The sequence below is a fragment of the Amycolatopsis sp. NPDC005232 genome (assembly GCF_040607795.1).
Lineage (GTDB): Bacteria > Actinomycetota > Actinomycetes > Mycobacteriales > Pseudonocardiaceae > Amycolatopsis.
Map to the genome: position 1 here is coordinate 287281 of NZ_JBEXHL010000006.1, position 24256 is coordinate 311536.

A 24256-nucleotide genomic window follows, 5' to 3' on the forward strand; every position below is an offset into this window, starting at 1 on the left:
CCCTGCCACCGGCTCGCGGCTCAGGACCGCGCGGTGAACGGCTCGACGGGTGAACGGTGCTCGCCGAGGCCGGCCACCTCGAGCTCCACCACGTCACCCGCGGCGAGGAATCGCGGCGGATTTCGCCTCATGCCGATCCCGGCCGGTGTTCCGGTGTCGATGAGGTCACCGGGCTCGAGCACCAGAAACTGGCTGAGGTACCAGATGATGTGGTCCGGCGTGAACACGAGATCTGCCGTCGTGCCGTCCTGCATCGTTTCGCCGTTCACGGCCAGCTTGAGCCGTAGGTCGCCGACCGAGGGCAACTCATCGGGCGTCACGAGGTAGGGTCCGGCCGGGTTCGAGGTCGCAAACGATTTGCCCTTGATCCACTGTCCGGGTCGGGCCATTTGCCAGGCCCGTTCCGACACGTCGTTCACCGCGACGTATCCGCCGATGTAATCGTTTGCCGCCTCGGGCGAGGCCAGGTTCGCGGCTCGTCGTCCGATCACGACGCCGAGTTCGACCTCCCAGTCGACCTGGGTTGCGCCTGGCGGGATCACGATCGGGTCCGTGGGCCCGACCAGGCTGTTGGGTGGCTTGGTGAACACCACCGGTTCGGTCGGTAGCTCAAGGCCCGCTTCGGCCGCGTGGTCACGGTAGTTGAGCCCGATCCCGTAGATCGCGCTCGGGCGGGCGATCGGTGGCCCGATCCGCTCCCCGGTCAGGTCGACCGGCTTTCGGGCACCGTCGGCCACCAGCTCGGCGACGCGGGCTGCGCCGCCGTTCGCGAGGAACACGCCGTCGACGTCGGACGTCACGTCCGACAGATCGAGGGCGAGATGGTCCGAGCCTGGCACCAGGACGGCGGGCCGCTCGGCTCCGGGCGGGCCGTAACGGAGAAATTTCACGACGATCCCTTTCGGTGGTACAGAAATGACCGAGCGCCGGCGGTGCCGGGCTCGTCAGCCGAGCCAGCCGGTCAGGAAGGACCGCAGCTCCTCGTTGACGAGGTCGGGCCGTTCCTCCTGGCACAGGTGCCCGCACTGGGGGAGCGCCACCGCACGCAGATCAGGAGCGAGGTCCCGCCACACGGCGGCCACGTCGTAGGCCTTGCCGACCCCCTCGAAGTCGGCGCCCCACAGCGCGAGGACCGGCTGCTCGATGGGCACGTCGGCGTCCGCGGTGTCCTGAGTGATGTCCTCACCGGCGGCCCGGTAGTCGGCGCATGCGCCGCGGATGGCACCCGGCTGCCGGTACGCGCGGACGTAGACGTCGATCTCGTCCTGCGACAACATCTCCGGGTTGTAGGACCAGGTCCGGTAGAAGTAGCTGAGGAACACGTCCTCTTTGCCCGCGATGAGCGCCTCGGGAAGGTCGAGGATGCCGAGGAACGGGAAGTACCAATACCCAGCGCGTGCCTTGGCGATGTCGAAGGTCTCCGCGACGACTCTCGTCGGGATGTTGTCGATGACGGCCAGCCGGTCCAGCCGACCGGGATGGTCCTTGGCGAACCGGGTGCCCACCCGAGCCCCGCGATCGTGGCCGACCAGGGCGATCCGATCGTGGCCGAGGTGGTTCATCAGCGCGATCACGTCGTTCGCCATGGTGCGCTTGTCGTATCCGCCGACCGGCTTCTCGGTGGCGCCATAGCCGCGCAGGTCGGGTGCTACGACGGTGTGGCGCCGGGCCAGCTCCGGGATCTGCTTGCGCCACCCGAACCAGGTCTCCGGAAACCCGTGCAGCAGGTAAACCGGTGGCCCGGTGCCGGCAGTCACCCAGTGCTGCTGGATCCCGTTGAGCCGGGCGAAGTGATGGGTCACGTCGGGATAGAGCTCGCCGCTCATGCGCGGACTTCCTTCCGGACGAGAGGTGCGGCGGGTACCGGCCGGCACCCGCCGCACCTCTGCGGTCAGTTCTTGTCCTGGTAGGGGATGTCGGCGGCGGTCAGGCCTTCGAGCGCCATCCCGAACGGCACGTCCTGGACGATGCGGCGGCGGAGATTGCGGTTGAGGGTCTGCTTCTGCATGCTCCGATAGAGCGCGGGCTTGGCGGCCAGGCCGCGAGCGATCTCGATGCCCCGGTCCACGGCCTGCTCGTGGGGGACGACCTCGCTGACGACGCCCCAGTCGAGTGCTGTGCGGGCGTCGATGGTGTCGCCCGTCCACAGCAGCCACTTGGCGCGAGCCGTGCCTGCCACCTCTTCCCACACGACCTGCACGCCGTCACCACCGGTGATGCCGAACGCGGGGTGCGGGAAGTCGGCGTAGGTGGCGCGCTCGGAGGCGATGTGGATGTCGGCCAGCAGCAGGTATTCCGAATGGATGATGGCCGGCCCGTTCGCCACGCCGACCACCGGCATGGGCAGCTCGACCAGGCGCTGCAGCACCTTGGCGCCCTCGGTCCGGGTCTTCTCCCACGCGGCGGGCTTGAAGATCTCGCCGAGGCTCGGGCCGTCGATCTCGTTCATGAAAGCGTCGCCGGTGCCGGTGAGGACCATCGCCTTGTTGTCCCGGTCGAGGGAGATCTCCTCCAGCGCGGCCGGCAGGTCCTCGTGAGTCTGCCCGGTGAACACGATCGGGCCGCCGTTGGTGTGCAGGCGCAGGATCAGGACACCGTCGTCGCCTCGGGTGAACGCCAGGTTCTCGTACTTGTCGAAATAGGCCGGGTTGCCCATGACTCGCCTCTTCTGTGGATCGGTGGTTGCCTTACGCACTACCCAATCTCACAAGCGGTCCGATCGATACCCGCTGGCTGATGGGCCTGCCGATGCTGGCTATAAGGGGCACCGATGCCCCGATCGGGGCTCAGTCCGGCGAACCACATGGACTCGGGTCACCTGACGATGGTCGACGTGCGTACTGCTGGTCGGCGATTCATCCCGCTGAGGCTCATCGCCGGCGTCGGGCCAGCGCGGTGCGTGCGCGGGTCCATCCTGCCTTCAGCAGCCCTTCGACGCCTTCCCTTGCCACCACGACGGCCAGCATGACGAGAGCGCCATAGATCATCTGCGACACCTGAGCACCGTGCTGGGCGGAGAACTCGGTGCCCGCGATCGAGGCGATGACATCTTTGGTCCAGAACGGCAGCAGTACGATGACGGCTGCGCCCAAGATCGGGCCGGCGGCGGTGTCGATGCCGCCGACGAGAAGCATGGCCACGAACTCGATCGACAACAGCAAGGTGTACTGGCTCGTGGACGTCGTACCAGTGAAGTAGTAGTTCAGCGCGCCTTCGGTGCCGATGATCGCCGACGAAAGCATCATCGCTCCGATGCGCCACCGGGCCACCGGAATGCCCACGGAGGCGGCGGCGAGTTCGTGGTCACGCAGCAGGCGCCACGCCCGGCCGGCACGACCACGACGGACGCGGGTGATCCCGATCAGCACGATGCCCAGGAGAAGGGTGAGCACCCACGACCAGGTTTCCTGAAGGCCCAGGATCCCGTGTCCGGAGAAGACCGGTGTGGTCACGAACCCGGCGTCGCCGACCTTGCTTCGCTGGTAGTTTTCCGCAAGGCCGACGAGGATCGCTTGGCCTGCCAGTGTGGACAGTGCGAAGTAGAGGGCCGCCAGTCGTGCCGACGGTAGTGCGAATACTCCACCGAACACCGCGGACGCCGCAACAGCGAGGACCACCGTCCACGGGAAGCCCAGCCCGGCGGCATCCCCGGCCACTGAGACGAAGCTGCCGACGCACAGGAAGGCGGCCGAGCCGACTGAGACCAGTCCCGCCGTGCCCATGGAGAGGTTGAGGCCCGAAACCCCGATCGCGGCGAACAGAAAGGTGTTGTAGAGCAGCAAACTGTACGAGGTCTGCGTCGTGCTCATGTACAGCGTGAGCACGATCAGCAAGGCCACGACGCCCCGCGCCACCCATCGGTCGTCTGTGCCACCGTCGGGGCGGAGGAATCGTGGTGCCCGCGATCCGGCAGCCGGAGGCCAGGTCATCACGATGCAGCCCCTTTCAGACTCGTTTGACGATGCGTGTACCGAAAAGTCCTTGTGGCAGCAGCAGAAGGATGAGCAATAGAGCGACGTAAGTGACGAGGTTGACGTGCTGGCCGCCCCAGTACATCGTTGTCACCCCTTGCAGGAGCCCGATGAGGACACCGCCGAGGATCGCGCCGGGCACACTGTCGAGACCGCCGAGCATCATCGCCGGCAGCGCGAAGAGCGCGACGTCCGCGATCTGTGCCGTCACCAGGTTCGTCGACGCGAACGACAGCCCGGCGAGCGCGGCCAGCACCCCGGCGACGGCCCACGTCACGACGAACATCCGGCGCACGTTGATGCCGCCCTGGCTCGCCAGCAGCGGCATCTGGCCGGCGGCCCGGATGCGGATGCCTGTCCGGGTCCGCTGGAGGAACGCGGCGACCGCGCTCGCCAACGCGATGTTGGCGACGGCGATGAGCAGTGCGGAGGACTGGATCTTCGCCCCGGCGACGTCGAACGAACCGGTGGGGAGGAGAGGATTCCGCACGCTGTACTGCGGGGCGTTGAAGACGATGCCCATCAGGCCGTCGAGGAACGATGCGAACGCGAGCGTGGCCACCACGGTGAGGAAGACCGACGCACCGAGCATCTTCCGCAGGACGAGCTGGTAAAAGAGTGCGCTCACAACGGCGGTGATCACGAACGCGATCAGGACGGTCCCGAGAAATGACCAGGTGGTCCCGGTGGCCCACCGGCCGATGACGTAGGCGGCCAGCAGCATCATCTGCCCGTAGGCGAAGTTGAAGACGTGCGTGGCGCGGAACACCAGCACGAGACCGAGGGCGATGAGCGAGTATGTCCCGCCCAGGAGCAAGCTCGTCACCATGGCGGTGACAAAGGTCTGCATCTAGAGCCCCTCCTCGTGATCGGTGTCCTCGTCATCGTCGCCGCGGGTATCGCCGACGAGCGCGTCCTTGAACTCCCTGCTTTCCAGTACCGCCTCGGGGGGGCCGGCAACGACGGCCCGGCCGGTCTGCATGGCGACCATCCAGTCCGCGACCGCGCGCACCAGCGTCATGTGATGCTCGATCAGGACGATCGTGGTGCGTTCGCGCTCGTGTAGCTGGCGAAGAGTGTCCGCCAGTGCGGCCTGCTCGCGCTCGTCCAGTCCCGAGGATGGTTCGTCGAGCAGCAGGAGGTCCGGCTGCCGCATCACGGCCCGGGCGAGGTCGACCAGCTTGCGGTGCCCATACGACAGCTGCGAGAGCGGCGTGTCCGCGAGCGTGTCCATCCCCATCACGTCCAGGATGGCCCTGGCGCGCTCGACGGACGCAGCTTCCTCCCGCGCCGCGAGCCGGGGGAGCAGGAGCTGGGAGATGACTCCGTGGCGCCTCGTGACATGCGCGCCACAGAGCACATTGTCGAGTACCGTCGTCGCTTCGATCAGTCGTGGCTCCTGGAAACTGCGTGCCACCCCGAGTTCTGAGAGCTCGGCCGGCCGCATCCGGACGGTGTCCTGGCCGTTGATGGTGATCCGGCCGCTGACCCGGTCCCGCAAGAACCCGTTGACCGCGTTGAGCAGTGTCGTCTTCCCCGCGCCGTTCGGGCCGACAACGGCGGTGATGCTGTGGAGATCCACCGAGAGGTCGACGCCGTTCAACGCCTTGACACCACCGAACGTGACGTGGAGGCCCTCGACCCGGAGCATGGGCATGTCGCCCGGGCCCGGCAGTGCCGGTCTCGCTCCGGGCGCGGTGCCGAACCGGGTGGTTTCAGGGTTAGCCGGCAAGATAAAGATCCTCCAATAGCGCCCTGTCTCCGAACTGTTCACGCGGACCCGATGCCCGGATCCGGCCGCCGCTCATCACGTGAATGGTGTCGGCGTATTCGAGAGTCGAACTGGTTCCTTCGTCCACCAGCAGCACACCGGTACCCCGGGCGGCGATCTTCCGGACAGCGTCGTAGAGCTGTGGGTGGATGCCTGGGTGAAGGCCCAGTGTCATCTCGTCGATCAGCAGAACGGTGGGTTCGAGGAGCAGGCCACGCGCGATGGCCAGCATCTGTTGCTGGCCACCGCTGAGCAGGCCGGCTACATCGTTCATCCGGTCCCGCAGGAACGGGAACATCGCGAGGACCCGGTCCGTTGCGGCGTCCAGCGCCACGCCATCCTTGCGCCGGTGCAGTGCACGCAGGTTGTCACGGACCGAAAGGTTGGCGAACACTTTGTCACGCTCCGGGATCGCCACAACACCAAGCCGTGCCATGCGATTCGGCTCCCGGCCTGTCACAGCTGTGCCCTCGTACGTGATCTTGCCGCTGGTGACCACCGCGGGCTCGCTCCTGAGGAAGCCGGACAGCGCTCGCAAAGTGGTGGTCTTCCCGGCACCGTTCGGGCCGAGGATCGCGACGATCTCGCCGGGAGCCACGCTGAGCGAAACCTCGGTGATCGCCAGGGCGCCTGTTCCATATCGGACGGTGATCGAGTGTGCCTCGAGCATCGGGATGCTCCCTACTGCTTGGGCAAGGAGACAGGCTTGCCTGCCGTGACGACGTTCTGAGTGGCCGGGTCCCAGGTGTAGAACTGGGCCGTACTGGTTGCGTAGTGGTTAGCCGGCGAGAAGCTGATCGGTCCGTACATGGCATCGCCGGGGACGGTGAACCCACTGATCCGCTCGAGCTCGTCGGTCAGCTTCGCTCCGTCGCACGAGGCGCCGCAGTCGGTCAGGGCCTTCACCAGGATGGCACCTTCGCTCCAGCCGTAGCTGAAGTTGGGTGTCGTCATCTTCTCCGCGATTCCGGCCACTTTCGCGGCGTCGGCCATTTCTCCGCTCGGGGCCGGCTGCGCCGCTCCGAGGAAACCGGAGTACTGCGGAGACGCGACCGCTTTGATGATCGCTGGATCGCTGGCCTGTTCGTAACCCAGGATCGGTCCGGCGAAGCCTGCGGCAATGGTGTCCTTGACGATCTGCGGGGTCAGCGACGGCAGGTCCAGCACGATCAGGGCGTCCGCCTTGCTGCTGACGACCTTCGCTGCGTTGGGGGCGAACGTCGTCAGCTGCAACGCTGCACGGTCGACGAGCGCGGGCGTGTAGCCGAGGGCGGTCGCACTGTCCTTGAACGACTGGACGAAGCCGTCACCGAACGGTGTGTCCGCTGCGCTCACGGCGAGACGCTTGCCCTTGAGCGTGCCGAGCTTCTGTTCGAGCTGCGCGAGGATTATCTCCATCATTTTCGCGGTGGGCATGTAGGTGGTGAACAGCCATGGCTGCGGTTTCGGCAGCATTTGCGAGTCCGTGGAGATCTCCATCAGGAACGGGATCCGGGCCGACGAAGCGAGCTGCGGAATGGCGGCCATCTGGCTGCTGCCTGTGAAGCCCAGAACGGCGATCGGCCGGCTGGACAGGAGCTGCTGGAGCGCGGTCTGGGCGCCCTGCGGTTTGCTCTGGCCGTCCGCGACTTGCAGCTCGATCCTCTTTCCGTTGACGCCGCCCTTGTCATTGATCATCTTGACGTAAGCCTGAATACCGGCACCTGTGGGCACGCCTTGGTATCCGCTGACTCCGGTCTGGTCCAGCAGCACACCGACGTTGTAGGTCGCGTCGTTTACGCCGGCTTCGTCTCGCGCGCCGCATGCCGCGGTCAGGCCGACGAGCAGGATTGCACAGGCAACGCTGCCCAGCCATTTCCTCACGAATTCTCCTCTGTCGATGTGCCCCGCGTCTTTGTCGGGAATCGCGCGCGAATCGCGGCATTGAACCCCGTGGCTGCCGTTACTCCTTGGAGACGGGTCCGAGGTCGTCGAAGCGTAATCGCCGCCTCGTCTGGAGTCAACGGACACGTTGACTCTCGAAATTTCGGAATCGATACTGTGGGGCGCGCAGGTGGAAGCTGCGCTACTTCTTGGTCCCGCGTCCTGAATGCTAACGTTGACAGTTGCATTGCGTGAGGAAGGGAACACGAATAGCAATCCCTGATTCCGCGGGATTGGTCGCGTGCAAGCCTGAAGCCCTTGAACACGCGGGGTCAGAGGACAGCCACAAGGACGACAGGACTGCCTGCTCCGCCGACGAAGGGGCGGGGAAGCGCGGGGTGAGGAGCGGCTGGTCGGTGAACGTTCGGGCGCGAGAGTGCGTTCGCAGGGTGGCCGGACCGATCGCTGGGAGCTGGATGGGCTCGTGCCATGAGCGCAAGGAGTCGGTTGACGCGCAGGCTATCCCTCTGATGGGTGCGCTGCGACGGACGGATGGTCGACCGGGCCGGTGCCGTTGACGTCGGGTCCGAGGTCGTCCAGGGCGAAGAAATCCGCATTCACCCGCCGGAATGACTCCAGCCCGGCCGGCAGCTCGTCGTCGCGAAAGATGGCGTTCTGAGGACAGGCCGGCTCACATGCCCCGCAGTCGATGCATTCATCCGGCTTGATGTACAACATCCGTGCGCCCTCGTGGATGCAATCCACCGGACACTCGTCCATGCAGCTTCGGTCCATGATGTCCACGCAGGCCACTGTGATCACGTACGTCATGATTCGGTCTCCTTGAGGGTAGGGGCAAGCGTTCGCCCGAGGGCGATTTCGACAAGCCGGTCGTGGTCGGCGATCTTCGTCCGCAAGCGCCCCTTGCTTGCTCCCACGGCGGTCTCGGCCGCGTCGATCGCTGTCCACCCGCGCCAGTCGACAACCCGGCGTCCGCGTGCGTGGAGCAAAGGAGCAATACCACGGAGTCCGACGGCTACCGGGATCGACGGGAGGTCCTCCAACAGCAGCGCCACGGTTTCCGCGGCGCAGGACTTGTTGCTCCCGATAACCCCCGACGGGCCACGTTTGGCCCAGCCGACGGTGTAGATCCCGGGCGCAACGCGGCCTCGGTCGTTCACGATCCTTCCGCGCCGGTCGTCGAAGGGTGCCCCGTCGATTCTCTCGCCGTTGTAGCCGATCGCGCTGACCACTGTGTCGACCGGGAGCCGCGACACGCCTCGCTCCCCGCTGAGCTCCAGTGCTTCCACGCGGTCGTCGCCGAGGATCCGGACTGGTGCTTCACGGAATCGGAACCGGAGAACCTTGGGTGCTCCGGTAGCCGGTGTCGCGCTCCACTTCCGGAAGATACGAACCCTGGCGGCGGCGAACCTGTCCTCACCAGCGCGAGCTTCTTCCTCGGCAATAAGTTTCAGGTCCTCCGGGTCCACGAGGATGTCGACGCCTTCCAGCTTGTCGAGGTCCAGCAGCTCGGCCGGTGAGAACTTGGTGTCGGCGGCGCCGCGGCGGATCACCATGGTGAGTTCGTTCGTCGGTCGGCGATCCAGTACGGCGAGGACCTCATCGGTGACGTCGGTATGCGCAAGGCCCGTGCCTGCTTTCAGCAGCACCCTCGCTGAGTCGAGCGCCACGTTGCCGGCACCGATCACGGCGACGCGGCGTGCGGGGATACCTGCGGGTCGGCTGGCGCCAGGACGGCTGTTGTACCAGTCCACGAACTGCCCAGCGGGAATGTGCCCGGGAAGGTCGTCGCCCGGGATGCCGAGCCGGCGCGACCGGGCCGCGCCCGTCGCCAGCACGATCGCGGCGTAGGAGGCTCGGAGTTCGGCGAGGCTGACGTCCCGGCCGACCTCGACGTTGCCGTGGAAGGACACCCTCGGGTCCACCATGGTCTGGGTGAACTTCCGCTCGACGGACTTGATCTTGAGATGGTCGGGAGCCACCCCGTAGCGCACTAGCCCGAACGGGGTCGGGCTACGATCGATGACGTCGACGAGGACGTCGTCGCGAGCCAGCAGGCCATTGACGGCGAAGATTCCCGACGGACCGGCGCCGACAACGGCTATTCTCTGCACTGTCAGACCTCCTGAAGTGAATGCGCGGTTGGACCCGCATTCGAATCAAGCGCCGTCGGGGAAGTCGAGGCACGGCATGCGCGCGCCCTCGCGCGGTGTTTCCCGCCTGCTGAAAGAAGCTGACGGGCCGCGTTGTCGGCGGGGGGTGATCGTATCTAGTGGTTCCCGTGCGGTGGGGGGTCGCCGGCCCGAAGCGCCTGGGTGGCGGTGAGGGCCCGTCCTTCCGTCCGCAAGCCGTAGCAGATGTCACCGCCGAGGCCGGGGGAGACATCCAGAGCACCGAGTGTCCAACGGCCGTCGGCGCGGGTTTCGGGTGTGTAGGCCACGTTCGAGTTGATCTTGATGAAGTAAATCATCGTGGAGAGCTCGGCGAGCCCGATGAGGAGAGTGTTGACGTGCGTACAGCCTCGGGTACCGCGGCCCTGCGCGAGCACGGCGCCGCGCCAACCGGAGAGGACCGATTTCCCGAGTAGCGCCTGCGTTGCGGGGATGATGAACGGGCAGTCGGCGTATGGGTGGGCGTAGGCCTGTACGTCGAGGGAGATCAGGATCAGATCGGGGCCCTCGACCTCGCCGTCGAGTCCGAAATCGTGGATGGTAGCGGTTTCGCCGCTGAAGTCGCCGCCGGTGGCGGAGTCCGTGAGCCGCGCAGTGAATCGGAAACGGCCCTCGCCTGCCGGGGTGACCTGCATCGTCTTCGCCCGGGTGACGGAGGGATCAGTGTTCATGATCGGCCACATCCTGGGCGGCTGCGCGCTCACCGGCTGTAGCGGGCGGATGAACGGCTGGGTAGGGGGCACTGGAGAGCTCGATGGGGTTGCCCCACGGGTCCTTGCAATAGCTGATCCGGCGTCCGGGCTCCACCTCGTGGATGCCGGTCCGGACCGAGCCGCCGTGGGCCTCGAGCGTCGCGAGCGTGCTGTCCAGATCCGGCGTGGTGAACGCCAGGTGAGAAAATCCAATGCGCCAGTAGTCGAAATGCTCCTGGGGGGCCGTCATTTCCGGGTCGATGAACTGGAAGAGCTCGACTCCGGTGTCGTTGTCGTCCGCGAGATGCGCGATGCGCATCTCGCGCCACCGCTCGCCGAATACCTCCCGGCGGCGGTCCGCACCTGCGGTCTCGCGCGTCGCGGTCTCCGCCCCGACCAGTATCCGGAGCTCGAAGACTGCCGAGTAGAACTCGATCGCCTCGTCAAGATCGCCGACCGTGACGCCGATGTGGTTGACGTTCATGGCTTGACCGTAGGCGCGGACGGGAGCGTAGTCAACGCCTCCGTTGATAGATGGGTTGGTCATGGCGCTGAACCCTCGTCGGACGGCAGGCCGTGTTGTCGTGAGCACCTCGCGAACGGAGTTGACCGAGGTTCGCGGCCGAGGCGTGGGGAGGTGGAGGTTTTCGGTGCAAGGGCGACCGGGAGGTCCGGGTCGGCGGCGCACCGACGCCGAGGTCGGCAAGTGAGCCACGGACGCCGAGGCTCCGCCGGAGAAGCCACCAGTGCCGCGTGCTGTGGACCCCGTCGCGGGGATGTTCACCGTACCGGTCAGCTACGGTTTGACCAGCCGTTCGGCCCTGCCGTCCCACGCGACCACCTTGGGCGTCCGGAGAGTGAACTCGTTGCCGTCGAAGGTGATCGGGCCGGTGGCGCCGGTGAAGCCCATCTTGGCCACGAAGACGAGGCCCCGTTGGATGTCTGCGGGAGTTGCGCGGCCGGCGACCTTGATCGCACGGGCGAGCCACCACACTGCGTCGTAGCCTTCGGCGGCGTAGGGGTTAGGGGCCGCGCCGTTGAACTTCGCCTTGTACGCGGCAGTGAAGTCGGTTGCGACCCGATCGGTCTGCGCGGAGCTGAAGTCCGTGGGCCAGGCGGCGCCCGCACCGGCGCTCCCGGCTCCTGCGATGTTGCCCCCGGAATCGCTGTTGGTCGCGATCACCGGGCCGTCAAAACCCGCTTGCCGCAACTGCTGGAGAGCGGTGGCGTTGGCTGTGCCGAGCAGGAATTTCGCGACGGCGTCGGGTTTCGCCGACACCAGCGAGGCGATGGGGGCGGTGAAGTCCTGTGTAGACGACACCACGCTCTTGTCGGCGACGACCGAGATCCCGAACTTGGCCGTCCACGACCCGATCAGCGTCGCGAGTTCCTGATACGACGCGACGTCGGAGTTGTAGAGAAGTGCGATGGTTTTGACGCCCTTGTTCCTGAGGTAGGTTCCCATCACGTCGTAATAGCGGGTGAAGGAGGCGGTTGCGCGGAAGGTGTAGTCGCCGATCACGACGCCGTCGCCGTTGGACTGGGTGAAGATGACGGGCACTTTGCCCTTCTGGGCGATCGGCGCGACGGTGAACGCCTCGGTGGTGAGGATCCCACCGAGGATCGCCGAGTATTGCCTGCTCGCGACGGCCTGCGCGGCGAGGCCCGCAGCCGTCTGGGGCGTGCCGGTCGAGTCGAGGTACTTGACCTCGATCGTCGTGTCGCCCAGGAACTTGGTCCTGGTGATCTCGTCCACGGCGACCTGCGCACCTCGAGTGGCGGGAATCCCCGCGAACGAGACCTGGCCCGTCTGGGCGTTGATGGAGACGACCTTCACGACGGCGGGCAACCCGGCGCTCGCGGCGCCCGGGCCCGCGCCCTCGTGGCCGCACGCGGTGAGCATGGCGGGGAGCAGTATGCCCACCGCGAGGGCCGCGCGCCGGGCCACGACGTGGCGTCCTCGTCTGTTCATCGGTTACCCCTCACTGGCTGTCGAGTGATGGTGGTCCCACGGTGGGGGAGAAGTGTTCCTCAGGCGCGGACACCGGGCAGCGTCAGGCCGCCGTCGACGTAAAGGCATTGCCCCGTGATGAAACCCGCGTCCTCGGCGGTGAGGAAGCTGACCGCGCGGGCGATGTCGGCGGGCAGCCCGGTGCGCCGGGTCGCGACCGCCGCTGCCATGCGCTCTTTCATCGCCTCGAAGCTCCCACCGGTGCGCTCCGCGACCGAGCGGGTCATGGCCGTTTCGATGAACCCGGGCCCGATCGCGTTGACGGTGATGCCGAAAGGTCCGAGCTCCAGGGCAAGGGTTCGCGTGAACCCTTGGATCCCGGCCTTCGCGGCCGCGTAGTTCGCTTGGCCTCGATTGCCGAGGGCGGAGGTCGAGGACATGTTCACGATCCGGCCGTGCCGGTGCTCGACCATCGAGCGCTGCGCGGCCTTGCTGAAGAGGAACGCGCCTTTGAGGTGCACGTCGATGACGGCGTCCCAGTCCTCCTCCGGAAGCTTGTACAGCATTGCGTCACGAAGGATGCCGGCGTTGTTGACGAGGATGCCGACGGGGCCGAGGTCGGCGACGATCCGGTCGACTGTGGCGGTGACTTCCCGCGCGTCCGACACATCCGCGCCGTACGCGGTCGCCACGCCCCCTTCGATCGTGATCCGGTCGGCGACCAGACGTGCGGCATCGGGGTCGCGGTCGACGACGGCGACGCAGTTGCCGTCCGCTGCGAGCCGCTCGGCGCAAGCGGACCCGATGCCGGAGCCCGCGCCTGTCACCACCGCGACCCGTCGGGCGCCGGCGCCGCTAGTGGACATAGATGGCCTGCTCGGGGCAGTTCCGGGCGCCCATCAACGCGTCCTCTTCACGGCCCGGTGCAACGACTTCGTTCTCGACGTAGGCGTGATCGTCGTCGCCGATCGTGAAGATGTCCGGGGCGTTGACGCAGCACACGCCGTGGCCTCGGCATTTGGTTCGGTCTACTCGCACCCGCATGTGGACTTCCCTCGTGTGATCCGTGACAAGATGTGTACGGGGCAGTCAGTATACCAGGGGTCAGGGCGAGTCCGGTACCGATTCGGGACGGTCAGCTGCGGGCGACGCCGTGCCACACCAGATCGAAGAACTCGGTTCCGATCTGTTCGGCCGTCAGCCGGCCATCGGGCGTGTACCAGTGGTTCATGAAGTTGACCATGCCGAGGATGATCAGGGCGACGGGCCGGGCCAGCTTGGGCACGGCCCAGGTGCCACTGGCGGCCTTGACGACGTCGGTGAACAGCCCGGCATACTCCGAGCGGACGACCTGGATCTGGTCGTAATGGCCGGGGTCGAGGAACCGCATCTCGATGCTCAGCGCCCGGAGCGCGCCGAGGTTTTCCGCCACGGACTTGGACTGCCATTCGATGATCGCCCGCAGTGCGGCGACCGGGTCCGGATGGGCTTCGACCAGCTCGCGTTCGATGCTCAGGCCCTGCACCGTCAGGCGGAGGTTGAGCTGGTACAGGACCGCTTCCTTGTTCGGGATGTAATAGTAGAGCGCGCTCTTGGTCAGCCCTGCTCCGTCGGCCAGCTCGCGGGTGTTGGTGTTGTCGTAGCCGCGGTCGTAGAACATGGCCGCCGCGGTGTCGAGGATTTTGGTCAGCACGGGGTTCTCGGCCCAGAGCAGCTCCGCGGCCTCGACGATGGCCCGCGGATCGCCGTGCCGGGCCGGCCGGGCCGGACCGGGCGCGCTGCCGCGGCGACGACGAACGATCGGGCGGGCGGTCGCCGCCGTGTGGGCCAGGCCATCGAGGAACAGCCCGGAGATGACGGCCACGACGTCGGTGGGCGCGAGCCACTTCTCGGGGTCGTACCACTGGTACAAACTGGCGATCGCGCCTAGGACACCCTCCGCGGTCAGGGGAACGTCGAATGTGCGGAAATCGCCCGCGCTCGTACCTTCCGCCAGCGTCTCGCGGAAGAGTTTCTCGTGCCCGTCGCGAAGGTTGACGACTTTCTCGGCGTTCTCGAGCGAGAGGTTCTTCCGCTCCTCGAAGAACACACGGATCTGGTCACCGTGCTCGATGACGGTCTGGACATAGTTTTCGATCAGCAGCCTGAACCGCTCACGCGGAGTTCCTCGGAGGTCGATGGGCTGTAGCAGCCGTTCCAGGAACTGCTCGTGGATCGCGAGGAGGAGGCTCTCCTTCGAGTCGAAATACCGGTACAGGGTTCGCTTGGTGATCTGCGCGCCGGCGGCGATCTGGTCGGTGGTCGTCCGCGAGAAGCCCTGACGGTGGAAGAGTTCGGTCGCCGCGTCGACAATCGCCTCTCGGTGCGTGGACCTCGCCCTGACCATGCCTTTGCCCTCGTTCGTTCGCGCTCGGCGCAGCTTCGCCGAATTCGATGATGCTGAGAGGTCAGTATACCGAGGATGCACCTCCGGCACCTTGACGGGCCCGGTTCAGTAAGTATACTGTTTGGTCAGTATACTTGAGGAGCTTGCGCATGGACGTCTCCGACTACAGCCCGACCGACCCGCAGGTGCTCGCTGATCCCTACCTGTACTACGCGTTGCTGCGCCGGGGGCCTGCCGCCCATTACGTGGAAGTGGACGATCTCTGGGTCGTGTCACGGTTCGAAGAAGTCGGGCAAGCCATTCGCGACCCGGCGACATATTCGTCGAAGGCGCTCTGGGCTCTCTTCGGCGGTGTCGTCAGCGCCCGGGAGGGAGCGCGGCCCGACGTGCGTGAATTGGCCGCACAGCAACCGAAATCGCTCATCGCCCTCGATCCGCCCGAGCACATCCCGATGCGGCGGATGGCGGCCAAGATGTTCACCAAACGCGCCGTGGACGGCTATGCCGTGATGGTCCGCCAGATCTGCGAAGAGCTGGTCGACGACATGCTGGAACGCCGCGATGGGGGAGAGGTGGACCTCGTCGAGCACTTCCACCACCCGCTGCCGGTCCGCGTCATCGCCGACATCCTCGGGATAGACCAGGACCGGCGGAGGGATTTCCGCCGCTGGTCGGACATTCTCATCAACCGGCTCAGCGGCCGGGGTGACTCGCCTGCGGATCGCGCCGATCTCAAGCAGATGATGGAGTACTTCGACGTTCTCATCACCGACCGGAGGCGCCGCAGGCGGGACGATCTCATCAGCCTGATCATCTCGGAGAACGAGCAGGCCGGCGACCTGCTCACCGACTGGGACCTGTTCAACTTCTGCGCACTTCTCCTCTCCGCCGGCAACGAGACGACGACGAACCTGCTCGGGAACCTCTTCAACGCCTTTTTCCGCTTTCCCGACCAGCTCGTCCGGGCGCGAGGGCGGGACGACCTCAAGCCGGTAGTGGAGGAGATCCTCCGCTGGGAGTCGACCGTGCAGGGCATCGTGCGGTTGACCAACCGCGAGGTCCGGGTCGGCGACGTGAGGATCCCGGCCGACGCGATAGTGCTGCTGCAGACCGGATCGGCCAACCGCGACGAGTCCCGGTGGGAGGACCCCGAGCGGTTCGATGTGGACCGTCCTCAGCTCCCGCACTTCGGTTTCGGGACCGGTATCCACCATTGTCTCGGCGCGGCGCTGGCGCGGCTGGAGACGGAGGTCGCCACCGGGGTCCTGCTGTCGCGCACGGCCGGCATCGAACCGGGTGCCGAGCCGCCTGCCCGCACGGCCAACATCATCCTGCGCGGGTTCAGGTCGATGCCGGTCGTGATCAAGCCCGCGTAACGGGGGCGCGACCAGGCTCGGACGGGCCGGTGACCGCCGTCCGCCGGTCGAGCTCGCCGCGGTGGGCGAGGAATTCGCGGAGCGCGCCGCGTGCGGCCACAGCCTGCACACCGGTGCCGTCGGTCAGGAGGGCGACGAAGCGCTCGGACCCCGGTCCGCCGGCCGCGTACTCGACCGTGGGGTCGGGCGGGACGGCGCCGGCGATCTGCAGACGGGCGCCGAACTGGTCGGACCACACGTAGGGCAGGGAATCCGCGACAGTGTGCCCGCCGGCGAGATTGGCGGCGACCACACGGGCGTGCTCGGCCACGGCGGTCCAGTGCTCGGCGCGCACGTCGCGTGGGTAACGAGGGTGCCGCCATCGGGCGACGTCGCCTACGGCGAAGACGTTCGTCGTTCCGTCCGCCCGCAGGTCGGGTCCGCAGACAACGCCGTCGGCCAGCCTCAGTCCGCTGCCTTCGAGCCAGCCTGTGGCGGGAATGGCGCCGATGCCCGCCACAATCGTGCCGGCGGTGATGATCGATCCGTCGGTGAGGCGGATCCGGTGCCCGGCGGGGCCGGGCGAGAGTTCCCGGACGCCTGCCCCGGTTCGCACGTCGATACCCCGACGCCGGTGGAGCTCGGTCAGGTGCTCACCGATGACCTCCCCGACTGCCCTGACCATCAGGCCGGCGGCGGGTTCGACGATCGTCACGGCCAGACCCAGCCCCTGCGCCGTGGCGGCGATCTCGGACCCGATGAACCCGCCACCCACCACTGTCAGAGAAGCGCTCCGCGCCAAGCGATCGCGAAGCACCATGCCGTCGTCGAGCGTTCGGAGCGTGTTCAGGTACCCGGCGCCGGGCAGGGTCCGCGGCCGGCAGCCGGTCGCGATCACCAGCGCGTCGTACGCCACGCTGGTGCCGCCGTCGAGCTCGACCACCTGGCGTGTGATGTCCAGCCCGGTCGCGGTGGTCGCCAGGCGGAGGTCGACGTCGAGGCGGGCGAGCTCGTCGCGCGAGATCAGGGCGAGGTCGCCGGCATCATTCTCGCCGCGGAGAAAGCCCTTGGACAGCGGCGGACGGTCGTAGGGCAGCACGGGCTCGGCACCGATCAGGATGATCGAGTCCTCGAGACCGGCTGCGCGGATGGCTTGGGCTGTGCGCAAGCCGCCGAGTGAGGCGCCGACGATGACGGTCCGCATGTCAGGACTCCTGCCGTAGCGCGGTTTCGCCGAGGAACGCGCGCACCACCGAGGAATGGGACCGCGTCTCCTGCGCGCTCCCGCTGAAGACGACTTCACCGCGAGCGACCACCACCGCGTCGTCGGCGATCTCGAGCGCCACCTTCGCGTTCTGCTCGACCATGAGCACGCCGATGCCGGAGTCGGCGACTTCCCGCACGCGGGTCAACACCGTGTTCACGATCGCCGGTGCCAGCCCCAGGGACGGCTCGTCGATGAGCAGCACCTTCGGTCGCGCCATCAACGCCCGTCCGAAAGCGAGCATCTGCTGCTCGCCGCCGCTCAGGAGACCGGCCGCTCCGTGCCGGCGTTCGGACAGGACGGGGAACAGGTCGTACACCCGCTCCAACTCCTCGATGAGTCCGGCTCTGGGCCGGGTGTAACCCCCGAGCCGCAGGTTCTCCTCCACGGTCAGGGGCCCGAACACGCGCCGGCCCTCCGGCACGAGAACGATGCCGGCGGCCACCACACGGTCAGCCCTCTGCCGCTCGATGCGCCGGCCCTGCATGGTGATCTCTCCGCTGTCCGGCGGATGGAGGCCGGCGATCGACCGGAGCGTCGTGGTCTTGCCGGCGCCGTTGGCACCGAGCACCAGCGTGATGGAGCCGGGTTCGACAGTCACGCTGATCCCGCGGACGGCGGGCACCCTCCCGTAGGACACGTGAAGATCACTGACGCGCAGCATCGCCGGCTCCCGTTCCTCCCAGGTATGCCTCCTCGACCAGCGGATTACGCACCACCTGGGTGGGCGCGCCCGAGGCGATCAGCCGACCGGAGTTCATGGCGAGGAGGTGATCGCAGGTCGCCACCATCATGTCCACGTCGTGCTCCACTAGCAGTTGCGCAAGGCCTTCGCCACGAAGACGGCGCAGGAGATCGGCGATCTCCCGCCGCTCGCGGGCGTTCATCCCGGCGGTCGGTTCGTCGAGGAGAAGGAGCCGGGGCCGGGCCGCGATCGCGCGGGCGATCTCGACGCGGCGCTGGGTTCCGTAGGGCAGCTCAGACGGCCGCAGGCCGCCCATTCCGTCCAGGCCCGTCAGTTCCATGGCTCGTTCGGCCTGGTCCGCCGCCGCGCGCCTGCGCCGTGCTCCCCGGAGCCGGTGGGCGCCCGCCGCAGCGAGCGCCCCGGGCCGGTCGGACGCAAGCTGGATGTTCTCCCGGACCGTCAGACCCGGAACCAGGCGGACCGTCTGGAACGTGCGGGCGACGCCGCGGCGGGCGATGGTCGCAGCCGATTGCGTGCCGTACGCGGCCCCATGGAACTTGAACGAACCGCCGGTGAGCCGGACCAGCCCGGTCATGGCGCCGAGCAGGGTGCTCTTGCCCGAGCCGTTGGGGCCCAGCAGCCCGAAGATCCGGTTCGAGGTCAGTCCGAAAGAGACACCGTCGAGGGCGCGGATCCCACCGAAGTGGACGGTCACGTCCCGTGCCTCGAACACCGTCGATTCGCTCACGTCTGCTCCTGGGGGTGCGTCTTGCGGTTGCCTTGCGGGGCCTCGTCACGGGACGGACCGGCCGGGCCGGGCGCCGGCGATTCCCTGTCCGGCAGCCGGGCCGTGCGCCGCCGTGAAGTGAGTTTTCGGAGCGCGTCCCCGGTCACTCCGACGACACCGCCGGGCAGCCAGATGGCGACAGCGGCGACCACGATGCCGTAGCCGACGCCCTTCCAGTCGCCGACGAAGGCGAGCACGGTCGGCAGCCAGGTGAACACGAACGCGCCGATCACCGCGCCCTTCCACGAACTGGCGCCACCGACCACGATCATCGTCACCGCGAGGACGATGAGGGCGAAGTCGATGTTGCCGGGTGCGATGGTCGTGGTGATGGCGGTGTTGAGTCCTCCGGCCAGGCCCCCGAGTGTGCCGCTCGCGACGAACGCGGCGCGGCGCACTCGGTGCACCTCGATGCCCAGCGCTGCCGAGAGTTCGGGGTCCTCACGGACGACGGCGATCTTGCGCCCGAGCCGGCCGTGTTCGGACGCCGCGACGACCGCCAGGACCACCACGGTGACCAGGAAGATGTGCAGTGTCGTCACGTCGGCGACGACACCGAACAGGCCGGTCGCGCCACCCGTGACCTCACCGCCGTTCACGGCCAGTACGGAGACGAGCAGGTCGAAGGCCACCGTTGCCATCGCGAGATAGAGTCCGCTGAGCCGCTGGAGCAGCCAGGCCAGCCCGTATCCGATCAGGGCCGCGGCGAGGGCGCCGGCCGCGAGTGCGCCGAAGACCGGGTACTCGTAGCGCGTGACGAGGATCGCGGTGGCGTAGGCGCCGATTCCGTACGACCCGACTCCGGCGAAGGAGAAGACGCCGAACCGGAGCGGGACCTGGATGCTCAGTGCGAAGAGCACACTCACCATGGTCGCCTGGATGAGCACGAGATGTTCGTCGTACCAGAGGCTCACTGGGGCTCGCTTTCGCCGTGAACGGGGACGGGGAGAAAGCCGGAAGCTTGATCGGACAATGCTTCCGGCTCACGTGCGGCGTACCTCCGCGCGCCCGAAGATCCCCCGTGGACGGAACAGGAGAACCAGCAGGATGAGCCCGAAGGAGATCGCGCTCACCCAGGTTCCCGACGTGTACGTGAGCACCATGGTTTCGGCGAAGGCGAGCACGACACAGCCGACCACGACGCCCGCTACGCTGCCGACACCGCCGAGGATGATCGCGGCGAACGCCTTGATGAGCAGTGCGTCGGCGCCGGCCGTCTCGATCGCACCGAGGTGGTAGGTCAGCAGCGCGCCGGCCAGCCCGGCGAGCGCGCCGGCCACAGCCATGGTGACGCGGGCGAGCCGGTCCCGCTTGATCCCCATCAGCGCGGCCGTCTCCGCGTCGACACCGATGGCGCGCAGCGCCAGCCCCGTCCGGGACCGCCGCAGCCACACGGCGGCCGCCGCACCGACGACGATCCCGGCCCCGATGATGACGAGCTGGATGTCGGAGATCCGGACCGGTCCCCAGGTGTGAGCCGTGATGGTGAAGGAACTCCTGACGAACCCGAATGGCGCGCTCGCCGTCGCCTTCTGGACGAGCGCCAGCAACGCGGCGCCGACACCGAGACCACCCACGAGGATTGGGAATTCGGCCCTGCGCACGTCCGGGGTCCGGCCCAGGATGGGCTCGAACGCGAGCACCTGGACCAGAAGCGACACCACGGCGCCGGCCGCCACGCAGATCGCGACGACAGCGCCGATCGGCATCCTGGTCCACTCGAGCACGAGGTGCCCGGCGAAGGCGGAGGTTGCGAACACAGCCGCGTGTGCGAGGTTCAGGATGCCGATCGACCCCCACACCAGGCTCATGCCGATCGCGAACAGTAGGTAGACGGACGCCAGGGTGGCGATGTTGACGAGATCCTGCACGGCGGTCCTTCCTGCTGCCACCGCCACGGCAGCGGTGCGGTCTTCGGCGGGCAGCGCCCGCGCCGGTCAGGGCCGGAAGTTCTTCAGGAGGTCGCGCTTGAGCTTCTTGCCGAGTGAGTTCACAGGGATGCTGTCGACGAAGACGATCCTCTTGGGCGCCTTGTAATGCGCGATCCGCTCGCGGCAGAAATCGATGATCTCCTGCGGAGCGGGATCGGTGTCTTCCTCGGCGACGACGAAGGCGGTGACGGCTTCGCCCCACTTCTCGTCGGGCACACCCACCACAGCCGCATCGCTCACTGCGGGGTGGTCGAGCAGTACCCGCTCGACTTCGATCGTGAAGACGTTGAGGCCACCGGATTTGATCATGTCCTTGAGCCGGTCGACGAAGTAGAGGTAGCCGTCGGCGTCGTGCTTCACCAGATCGCCGCTGCGGAACCAGCCGTCGTCGAAGGCTTGCGCCGTCTCCTCGGGTTTTCCGTAGTATTCCCTGAACACGGTCGGCCCGCGGTACTGAAGTTCCCCGACCTCGTCGACCTGCGCCGGCTTGCCCTCCGCGGTCACCACGCGGATGTCCATGAACGCGGGCTTTCCGAGTGTTCCCCGCCGTTGCCAGAGATCGACGGTCCGGTGCGTGGTGATGAGTCCGGTGGTCGTCTCCGTCTGGCCGAACATGTAGTACACCTCGGCCCCGAGTCCCTGATGCAGCGCCCGAAGCTGCTGTTCGTTGTGGCGGGCGATGCAGGTCCCCACGACTTCGAGCGACGAAAGGTCGAAGTCGGCAAGGTTCTCCTTGACGACCGCATTCCACATCGTCCCGATGCTGAAGGCGAGATTGACCCGGTATTTCTCGATCGACTCCAGCATGCGCCGGGGATTGAACTCGTCGAGCACGACGAGCGTGCCGCCGTCGGCGAGCACCGGAAGGGAACTGGTGTTCAGTCCGCCGATGTGGTTCATGCCGGCGGTCACCAGTGCGTGGACGACGGGGGAGAGCGCCGAACCGTACCGGGCCCAGAGAAAGCGCTTGGTGAAGTCGTTGGCCGCCATGATGTTGGCCTGGGTCAGCAGGACACCCTTGGGCTTGCCGGTCGTGCCGGAGGTGTAGATGATCACGAGCCCCGATTCGGCGAGCACGACGTCGCCCGGTGGCTCGAACGACGGCGCCCCGTCCGCGACCAGGGACTCCAGCGCCACCACGTCATCCGGGCGGTCTCCTGAGCCTCCTGTGCGGCTCCACCACTTCGCCTTGCCCGCCAGAGGACGCAGTTCGGCGACGGCGTCGTCGAACTGGGGGGAGTACACCAGCCCCACCGACTCCGAGTCATCGAGTTCGTAGGCCATTTCGCCGGGACTCAGCCGCCGGTTGACGAGGACGGCCGTCGCCCCGATCTTGGCGGCGGCGAACACGACTTCGAGAAAGTCCGCGCTGTTCTGCATGAGCAGGCCGAAATTGTGGCCGGGCCGGACGCCGAGGGACCAGAGTGCGTTCGCGGTCCGGCACGCTCGTTCCTCGAGTTCGCGGTACGTACGCCGCACTTGCTGCTCGACGTCGATGACGGCGACTCGATCAGGGTGCTCGGTGCTCCGGGTCTCGAGTTGCCAGCCGAGGTCTTCACGTGAGCGTGGACGCACTCCGGACATGGTGATCCTCTCTCGTCACTCCTGGCGGCAGCTCCCTGCGGCGTCGTACCGCTCTCACAATCCAGTGAGGTGAGTCACACGGGAACTGACTGCACAGTTTACTTATCAAGTCGGTTGCGTCAACATGTCCGAGGACGGTGATCACCGTTCCGGTTCGGATCCGCCGAGGATTCCCTTGTTAAGGAGCGCTCCGTTGCGGCTGCACGAGGCCATCGCGAAGTCATTAGTGGCACAAGGCGTCGACACGGTCTTCGGCGTCATGGGCGACGGGAACCTCTTTGTCGCCGACAGCTTCGTCCGGGAAGCGGGCGGGCGCTTCATCGCGGCGAGCCATGAAGCGAACGCGGTCCACATGGCTCACGGCTACGCGGTGCTGTCGAGCCGGGTCGGGGTCGCCACGGTCACCCACGGGCCCGGCCTGACCAACACCGTGACCGCCCTGGTCCAGGCGGTCAAAGCCGGTGTCGGGCTCGTGCTCCTCTGTGGTGACACCGACAGCCGCGACCGCTACGGCCCTCAAGTGATCGCGCAGCGGGAGCTCGTGCTCCCGACCGGTGCGGGCTTCGAACAGGTCCGGGCGGCCGATACGGCGCTGGAGGATCTGGCGACGGCCCTACGGCGGGCACAGGTCGAGAGCAGGCCGGTGGTGCTGAACCTGCCGGCCGAGCTGGTCCACGCGGATATCGGCTACACCGCGCACCGGGGTCAGCTGCCGACGAGGCCGGCGCCCGTGGTTGACGAGGACCAGCTCGACGTCGCCGTCGGCATTCTCGCCTCGGCACAGCGGCCGCTGGTTCTCGCGGGCCGGGGAGCGCTCGGGGCGGGCGAGCAGCTGTCGGCTTTCGCGGAGCGCGTCGGCGCGCCGGTGGCGACCACGCTGGGTGCGAAGGACCTGTTCCACGGCGACGCGGGAAATCTCGGGATCTTCGGCACGCTGGCGTCGGCTGCGGCGCTGGAGGTGATCGGCCAGGCGGACTGCGTGTTCGCCTTCGGTGCGAGTCTCAATCCGTACACGACCGTTTCGGGCTCGCTGCTCGCGGGCAAGCGGGTGATCCACTGCGACACCGAGCCGGAGGGCATCGGCCGGTTTTCGACGGTCGACGCCGCGGTGGTGGGTGATGCCGGTGAAGTCGCCCGTACCGTCGTCACCTGGCTGGACAAGGCGGATGTCCCGCCTTCGTCCTTCCGGCGGCGGGTTCCGGCCGGAGAGCTGCGCGATCGCGAGGAAATCGCGCCGGGCGCCGCCGGGGGCACCGGGGTCGACATCCGCACCGCGCTGCGCGCGATCGACGGCGTAGTCAGTTCTGATCGCACATTCGTGACCGACGCGGGGCGCTACCTCGCGGTGGCCTGGCCCGAAATCCACGTCGAGCGCCCGGAGCACTTCCTGTTCACGGTCAGCTTCGGGGCGATCGGAACGGGCGTCGGCAGCGCCATCGGCGCCGCCGTCGGGCGGCCCGGGCACCCGGTTCTGCTCGTCTGCGGCGACGGTGGGCTCATGCTGGGCGGGCTGGCGGAGCTGGCGACGGCGCGCCGGCTGGGTCTGGATCTGATCGTGGTCGTCTGCAACGACGGCGCGTACGGGGCGGAGCACGTGCAGCTCGTGAACGCCGGGCGATCACCAGGACTCACGGAGTTCGCGTGGCCGTCTTTCGCCGCTCTCGCGACGGCGATGGGATTCGAAGCGGTGACCGTCGGCTCCGCCGGAGAGCTTCCCGCAGCGCTGGAACGAATCCGTACTCGCTCCGGCCCCGTGCTCGTCGATGTCGTGCTCGACCCGGCGCACATGCCCGACGTCGCCCACTGACGGCCCGCCGTAATCGT

General features: G+C 67.4%; 24 protein-coding genes. 2 read left to right on the forward strand and 22 right to left on the reverse strand.

Going from position 1 to position 24256, the window contains the following annotated elements; genetic code table 11:
- Positions 1–20: 20 nt before the first annotated feature.
- From ABZU76_RS14745 to ABZU76_RS14820, 16 genes are all read right to left on the reverse strand, one after another.
- The gene (locus ABZU76_RS14745; RefSeq protein WP_354869117.1) at positions 21–890 is read right to left on the reverse strand and encodes a fumarylacetoacetate hydrolase family protein; all 870 of its coding nucleotides are present in this window, start codon (positions 888–890) and stop codon (positions 21–23) included.
- A 54-nt stretch (positions 891–944) separates the two neighbouring features.
- The gene (locus ABZU76_RS14750; RefSeq protein WP_354869120.1) at positions 945–1826 is read right to left on the reverse strand and encodes an alpha/beta hydrolase; all 882 of its coding nucleotides are present in this window, start codon (positions 1824–1826) and stop codon (positions 945–947) included.
- 65 nt (positions 1827–1891) lie between these two features.
- Positions 1892–2656 carry an enoyl-CoA hydratase/isomerase family protein gene (locus ABZU76_RS14755; protein WP_354869123.1) on the reverse strand — a complete coding sequence of 255 codons (765 nt, stop codon included), beginning with the start codon at positions 2654–2656 and terminating at the stop codon, positions 1892–1894.
- Positions 2657–2870: 214 nt separating this feature from the next.
- Positions 2871–3839, reverse strand: a complete 969-nt coding sequence (locus tag ABZU76_RS14760) for a branched-chain amino acid ABC transporter permease (protein ID WP_354869126.1) — start codon at positions 3837–3839, stop codon at positions 2871–2873.
- Positions 3840–3945: 106 nt separating this feature from the next.
- Positions 3946–4821, reverse strand: coding sequence for a branched-chain amino acid ABC transporter permease (locus tag ABZU76_RS14765; protein WP_354869128.1), 876 nt, complete (start codon positions 4819–4821; stop codon positions 3946–3948).
- Complete coding sequence (locus tag ABZU76_RS14770) at positions 4822–5622, reverse strand: ATP-binding cassette domain-containing protein (protein ID WP_354869131.1); 801 nt, start codon at positions 5620–5622, stop codon at positions 4822–4824.
- 70 nt (positions 5623–5692) lie between these two features.
- Entirely contained in the window at positions 5693–6412 is a 720-nt protein-coding gene (locus ABZU76_RS14775; RefSeq protein WP_354869133.1) for an ATP-binding cassette domain-containing protein, read from the reverse strand.
- A gap of 11 nt (positions 6413–6423) precedes the next feature.
- Positions 6424–7605, reverse strand: a complete 1182-nt coding sequence (locus tag ABZU76_RS14780; protein ID WP_354869136.1) for an ABC transporter substrate-binding protein — start codon at positions 7603–7605, stop codon at positions 6424–6426.
- A gap of 519 nt (positions 7606–8124) precedes the next feature.
- Positions 8125–8436, reverse strand: a complete 312-nt coding sequence (gene fdxA / locus ABZU76_RS14785) for a ferredoxin (protein WP_354869138.1) — start codon at positions 8434–8436, stop codon at positions 8125–8127.
- Positions 8433–9740, reverse strand: a complete 1308-nt coding sequence (locus ABZU76_RS14790) for an FAD-dependent oxidoreductase (protein ID WP_354869141.1) — start codon at positions 9738–9740, stop codon at positions 8433–8435. The genes fdxA and ABZU76_RS14790 overlap by 4 nt, the downstream gene beginning before the upstream one ends.
- A gap of 155 nt (positions 9741–9895) precedes the next feature.
- Positions 9896–10468 (reverse strand): DUF2889 domain-containing protein, encoded by a 573-nt coding sequence (locus tag ABZU76_RS14795; RefSeq protein WP_354869144.1) that lies wholly within the window; start codon positions 10466–10468, stop codon positions 9896–9898.
- Positions 10458–10973, reverse strand: a complete 516-nt coding sequence (locus ABZU76_RS14800; protein ID WP_354869146.1) for a VOC family protein — start codon at positions 10971–10973, stop codon at positions 10458–10460. Before ABZU76_RS14800 ends, ABZU76_RS14795 begins: the two co-directional genes overlap by 11 nt.
- Positions 10974–11285: 312 nt before the next feature.
- The gene (locus tag ABZU76_RS14805; protein WP_354869149.1) at positions 11286–12461 is read right to left on the reverse strand and encodes an ABC transporter substrate-binding protein; all 1176 of its coding nucleotides are present in this window, start codon (positions 12459–12461) and stop codon (positions 11286–11288) included.
- A gap of 59 nt (positions 12462–12520) precedes the next feature.
- Positions 12521–13306, reverse strand: a complete 786-nt coding sequence (gene fabG, locus ABZU76_RS14810) for a 3-oxoacyl-ACP reductase FabG (RefSeq protein WP_354869151.1) — start codon at positions 13304–13306, stop codon at positions 12521–12523.
- Complete coding sequence (locus tag ABZU76_RS14815; protein WP_354869154.1) at positions 13296–13484, reverse strand: ferredoxin; 189 nt, start codon at positions 13482–13484, stop codon at positions 13296–13298. Before ABZU76_RS14815 ends, fabG begins: the two co-directional genes overlap by 11 nt.
- A gap of 91 nt (positions 13485–13575) precedes the next feature.
- On the reverse strand, positions 13576–14916 hold the full coding sequence (locus tag ABZU76_RS14820) for a TetR family transcriptional regulator (protein WP_354869156.1): 1341 nt from the start codon (positions 14914–14916) through the stop codon (positions 13576–13578).
- A 59-nt stretch (positions 14917–14975) separates the two neighbouring features.
- Between ABZU76_RS14820 and ABZU76_RS14825 the strand changes: the two genes are divergently transcribed.
- A complete protein-coding gene (locus ABZU76_RS14825; RefSeq protein ID WP_354869159.1) occupies positions 14976–16202 on the forward strand; it encodes a cytochrome P450 in 1227 nt (408 codons plus the stop codon).
- On the opposite strand, the gene ABZU76_RS14830 is transcribed toward ABZU76_RS14825, so the two are convergent.
- From ABZU76_RS14830 to ABZU76_RS14855, 6 genes are all read right to left on the reverse strand, one after another.
- Positions 16189–17385, reverse strand: a complete 1197-nt coding sequence (locus ABZU76_RS14830) for an FAD-dependent oxidoreductase (protein WP_354869161.1) — start codon at positions 17383–17385, stop codon at positions 16189–16191. The genes ABZU76_RS14825 and ABZU76_RS14830 overlap by 14 nt on opposite strands.
- A gap of 1 nt (position 17386) precedes the next feature.
- Complete coding sequence (locus ABZU76_RS14835; RefSeq protein ID WP_354869163.1) at positions 17387–18109, reverse strand: ABC transporter ATP-binding protein; 723 nt, start codon at positions 18107–18109, stop codon at positions 17387–17389.
- The gene (locus ABZU76_RS14840; protein ID WP_354869165.1) at positions 18093–18878 is read right to left on the reverse strand and encodes an ATP-binding cassette domain-containing protein; all 786 of its coding nucleotides are present in this window, start codon (positions 18876–18878) and stop codon (positions 18093–18095) included. The genes ABZU76_RS14835 and ABZU76_RS14840 overlap by 17 nt, the downstream gene beginning before the upstream one ends.
- Positions 18875–19831, reverse strand: coding sequence for a branched-chain amino acid ABC transporter permease (locus ABZU76_RS14845; protein WP_354869168.1), 957 nt, complete (start codon positions 19829–19831; stop codon positions 18875–18877). The genes ABZU76_RS14840 and ABZU76_RS14845 overlap by 4 nt, the downstream gene beginning before the upstream one ends.
- 69 nt (positions 19832–19900) lie before the next feature.
- Positions 19901–20788 (reverse strand): branched-chain amino acid ABC transporter permease, encoded by an 888-nt coding sequence (locus tag ABZU76_RS14850; protein ID WP_354869170.1) that lies wholly within the window; start codon positions 20786–20788, stop codon positions 19901–19903.
- Between the two features lie 66 nt (positions 20789–20854).
- Positions 20855–22432: an AMP-binding protein gene (locus ABZU76_RS14855; protein ID WP_354869173.1), complete on the reverse strand. Its 1578-nt coding sequence runs from the start codon at positions 22430–22432 to the stop codon at positions 20855–20857.
- Positions 22433–22556: 124 nt separating this feature from the next.
- Here ABZU76_RS14855 and ABZU76_RS14860 point away from each other — a divergent pair, with 124 nt between their 5' ends.
- Positions 22557–24239 carry a thiamine pyrophosphate-binding protein gene (locus tag ABZU76_RS14860; protein WP_354869175.1) on the forward strand — a complete coding sequence of 561 codons (1683 nt, stop codon included), beginning with the start codon at positions 22557–22559 and terminating at the stop codon, positions 24237–24239.
- Positions 24240–24256: the final 17 nt, after the last annotated feature.